Genomic DNA, 4,229 nt, shown 5'->3' with positions numbered 1-4,229 from the left:
GGTGTTCTAGGCATCGCTATATCAGCATCATCGCTATATATCCTAAACCTTCTCTCTATCAGGAGATTAATAGCTATTCTATCTATACTCTCCATAATAGCCCTTTTCTCCTCAAACAGATCTCTTTTAAATATCGAGCAATTCACAACACTATATATAGGTATAGCTGCTATACTCATTCTACTAAGAAGATCTCTCTCGATGCTTAAGGCGAATGTTTATCGAGCAAGCATAAAGATAATAGATCTTGTGATAATAAGCTGGATAGCCACTATAGCGGTTGTGGGGATACCCATGCTTATAGCAGCTCTAGCCCTTCTATTGATTAAATCAAACAGCTTGATCCCCAGAGATCTAAGAGAATCTATTAACGAGGAATATCCCCTCTAGAGATCCAGATCTTATTCTGCTCTCTAGGATTTTCTATACCAAGTCAACCTTGGGAATGAATTCTGTAGCTTGGTGGTTAGCCCTTATATATTCTATATGGCTTTTCAATTGTATATCTCTTGATGGCCTCTATGATATTCTCGATGCTCGTGTTTCTAACCACGATCTCTGAGATCTTCTCCATGGAGTAGCTTATATGCTTAAATATATTTGAAACCCTACCCCTTCTCAGTGTTTCTATAATCTCGTTATCCTCGCATCTGTCTACCAACTCGAAGATCTCTAGATCGCTTCTTAGCCCTAGGATCTCTAGTAGCTCCCCCCTTCTTCTATGTATCTCCTCAGAGATCCTTGCTACCTCCCTCTGCCACTCTAGACCTCTCCATTCCAACCCTGATTTCTTTATCGCTAGCAGGGGTCTTCCAAACTGGTCTCTTGCAAGCCTCCCAATCCTATGCTTGATGGTTAAATATACCATGAGGTTCAATATCGCTGCATAGTAGTATGCAGCATCCCTATTACTCGTGTATAGCGATGCCACATGGTGATCCAGGATCAACCCCTCTATAGGTTCTCTAAAAACCCTTGCAAGAACGCTAGGCTCTATAACGGAGGATACATATGATCTCTGGCATCTATATACAACTATATATCTAGCAAAACCGCCTGAATACTCGGAAGGATCTATCGAGCATCTCTTAGGAACCTTAAGCCTTGACAGGGTTGCATCGAGAAGATCCCCAGCAGATCTATATACACGTCTAAGCAGATCGGGGGTTCCCGCACCATCGAATAGAATTTTAAATAGCCTAACAACTAGGAAGGGATATATAGAGGATCTCGTTAGAATGGCTGAGACGCTCTTTATAGTATTATCATCAACACTAAATACGAGACCCCCCATACCGAGGGGAGATATATATGTTGAATCGCCATAGGCAGATCTCACGCAAAATAGTAGAGAGACATACCTATTACCCCTAGAAAGCTCGGGCGATATAACATCCCCTTCCAGATAGATCTTATCCACACCGCCTAAGCCATCAGCTAAACCACCTATATAATCGATCAGAGGCTCCAGCGTATCCTCATAGCTATAGCCATCAAACACAACCTCATAGCCCCCGTTCACAAGCTCTCCACAGCTATCTAGAGATCCTCTAGTAACAACTCTCCCAACAGATACTCTAGAATCATTGGCATTTCCATTCAATCGCATCCCCTCCTAAAGAATCTATGAAAGACTATATCCCCCATATTGCCCAGCTGATCTAATCTACAGCTTCTCATAGATCCATTAATGCACAAATCAACAACCTTTTAACATTTTTATGTTAAATAAGAGCGCTGTATATGGCTGATGCTTATAAGCTTTTTAACATGAATCTGAAGTGGTGGGAGTTTGATCCAGGATCCCGTGTTGGTTAATGACTGGCATGTGGTAGCCAGATCATCAGATCTCACTGTTGGGAGAGTTTTGAGGGCAAGGCTCTTGGGGGAGGATATAGTGCTCTGGAGATCCAGCAGTGGCTCTGTAATGGCATGGCAGGATCTATGTATCCATAGGGGTGCAAGGCTCTCTCTAGGATGGGTTAGCGGTGATAGGCTTGTATGCCCATACCATGGGTGGGAGTATGATGTTAATGGGATATGTGTTAGGATCCCGGCTCACCCTGATCAGAGGCCTCCTATAAAGGCTAGGGTGAAGACATATAGGGCTGTTGAGAGATACGGCTATATATGGGTCTCCCTCGGAGATCCAAAGGCTGATGTCCCGTACTTCGCTGAGTGGTATGACAGCTCATTTAGAAAGATCTATTGCGGGCCGTATAGGATTAGAAGTAGCGGGCCTAGAGCGATAGAGAACTTCCTAGATGTAGCCCACTTCCCATTCGTACATGCAGGCCTCCTAGGAGATCCCAGCAGGCCCGAGATACCGGATTACGAGGTTGTGAGGACGGAGGAGGGGATCGTGGCTAGGAATATCAGGGTGTGGCAGCCAAACCCAGACGGCACGGGGGTTGGTAGGTGGGAGGTATATACATATAAGGTTCTAAGGCCCCTCACAGCATATTTCACAAAGGAATCAGATGGGAAGATCTTCTCTATATTCTACACAGTAACACCTGTGGAGCAGACTGAGAGTATTGGGTGGATGATAATCGCTATGAACTATGCCCACGAAGTTCCAGAGGATCAGATAAGGAGCTTTCAGGATAAGATCGTCTCCCAGGATATCCCTGTCGTCGAGTCCCAGAGGCCCGAGCTATTACCCCTAGATCTGCAGGCGGAGCTCCACCTGAGATCCGATAAGATCTCGATAGCATATAGGATGTGGCTTAGGGAGCTAGGCCTCACATTTGGAACAGCTTGAGGTGGCTGGGGTGAGGATCGCGATCTTAGGATCTATAGCTATAGTGCTAGTGATAATCGCAGCCATCTCCTCCCTCTACATCCTAGGAGGAGGCCTATCCCCCAGCCCTCAGAAGGGGTCTACGATCACCACTCAAACAGCTAGGAGCATCAAGATCGCTGTAATATATGTAACACCGATCGACGAGCCGTGGAACCAGGCCATGCATGGAGCAATGGAATGGGCTAGGGAGAACCTGGGGATCATATATAGCTATGTTGAAAGGGTATCCGAGGCAGATGTTGAAAGGGTTATAAGACAGTATATACAGGCTGGATATGACATCATAATACCCCATAGCTGGGGCTATCACCAAACAACCATCAAGGTTGCGAGGGAGTATCCCAATGTTAGCTTCGCCCAGGGATCGGGGCCAACGAATATTGAGTATCCAAGAAATGTTCTTGTATATGACTACTGGATCCAGGAGGCGGCATATCTAGCAGGAGTCGCTGCTGGGAAGCTTACAAAGAGCAACCTGGTAGGGGTTGTAGCAGCATACCCGGTACCAGATGTTGTTAGGCTTATAAACGCCTTTGCAGCAGGCGCTAGATCAGTAAATCCCAATGTGAAGATAAGGGCTATATTTATAGAAAACTGGTTCGACCCCGTAAAGGCTAAGGAGGCTGCGAAGGCCCTCATAGCATCGGGAGCAGATGTGATATATGGTGATAGCTATGGCGCTGACCAGGCTGCGGAGGAGGCATATAGATCTGGTAGAACGGTCTATTTCTTCGGAACAATAATAGATTATAGCAAACTAGCACCCAACACCCTTGTGGCTAGCATTGTATGGGATCTAAGGCCATTCATAAAATACCTAGCCGAGATGAAGTCCAACGGCACATGGGTTGGGGGGATAGCGAAGTGGGGAATCAAGGAGGGATGGGCAAAGCTAGTGTGGAACCCGAGCTTTGCACAGAAGAACCAAGCATTGGTTGCAGAGGTTGAGAGGGTTAAGCAAGATATAGTCGAGGGCAGGATATCTGTCCCCATAATAGAGGATTGGGATCCTAGGAGGTGGGGTTGAAACAAATATGGGGGTAGGGTCTGAGGAGGAGCCCCTTATAGTGGCTAGGGATATATGGAAGATCTATGATGGGGGCTATACAGCCCTCTCAGGGGTAGATCTAGAGATATATGGGAAAGAGATCCACGTGCTTCTAGGGGAGAACGGGGCTGGGAAGACAACCCTTTTAAAGATACTCAGCGGGGCTATAAGGCCCTCAAGAGGATCTATTTTCATTAGAGGCGAGATGAAGATCTTCAGATCGCCTCGAGACGCCCTTAGACAGGGTATATCGATGGCTTATCAGGGCTCCTCCCTCGTTGAGGGGCTCACAGCTGAGGAGAATATATGGATTGTTGCGAGAGCAGCTGGGATCGATGGGGATGAGCTGGGTGGGGAGGTGATGAGAACAGCTAG

Annotated in this window: 5 protein-coding genes; 4 read left to right on the top strand and 1 reads right to left on the bottom strand. The window is 46.5% G+C overall.

Annotated features, from left to right (window positions below):
* On the top strand, nt 1–390 hold a 390-nt coding region (locus tag QXE01_11840; protein ID MEM4971929.1), incomplete at its 5' end, for a hypothetical protein.
* Between the two features lie 76 nt (nt 391–466).
* On the opposite strand, the gene QXE01_11835 is transcribed toward QXE01_11840, so the two are convergent.
* Complete coding sequence (locus QXE01_11835; GenBank protein MEM4971928.1) at nt 467–1,603, bottom strand: hypothetical protein; 1,137 nt, start codon at nt 1,601–1,603, stop codon at nt 467–469.
* Between the two features lie 189 nt (nt 1,604–1,792).
* Between QXE01_11835 and QXE01_11830 the strand changes: the two genes are divergently transcribed.
* From QXE01_11830 to QXE01_11820, 3 genes are all read left to right on the top strand, one after another.
* Nucleotides 1,793–2,764, top strand: a complete 972-nt coding sequence (locus tag QXE01_11830; protein MEM4971927.1) for an aromatic ring-hydroxylating dioxygenase subunit alpha — start codon at nt 1,793–1,795, stop codon at nt 2,762–2,764.
* The gene (locus QXE01_11825; protein ID MEM4971926.1) at nt 2,751–3,833 is read left to right on the top strand and encodes a BMP family protein; all 1,083 of its coding nucleotides are present in this window, start codon (nt 2,751–2,753) and stop codon (nt 3,831–3,833) included. Before QXE01_11830 ends, QXE01_11825 begins: the two co-directional genes overlap by 14 nt.
* Before the next feature lie 7 nt (nt 3,834–3,840).
* Nucleotides 3,841–4,229: ATP-binding cassette domain-containing protein (locus tag QXE01_11820; protein ID MEM4971925.1), on the top strand; the 389-nt coding region annotated here is incomplete at its 3' end.

This window comes from Sulfolobales archaeon (genome assembly GCA_038897115.1).
GTDB lineage: Archaea > Thermoproteota > Thermoprotei_A > Sulfolobales > AG1 > AG1.
The sequence above is the reverse complement of the archived record's forward strand: the minus strand, read 5'-3'. Positions and strand labels throughout refer to the sequence as shown.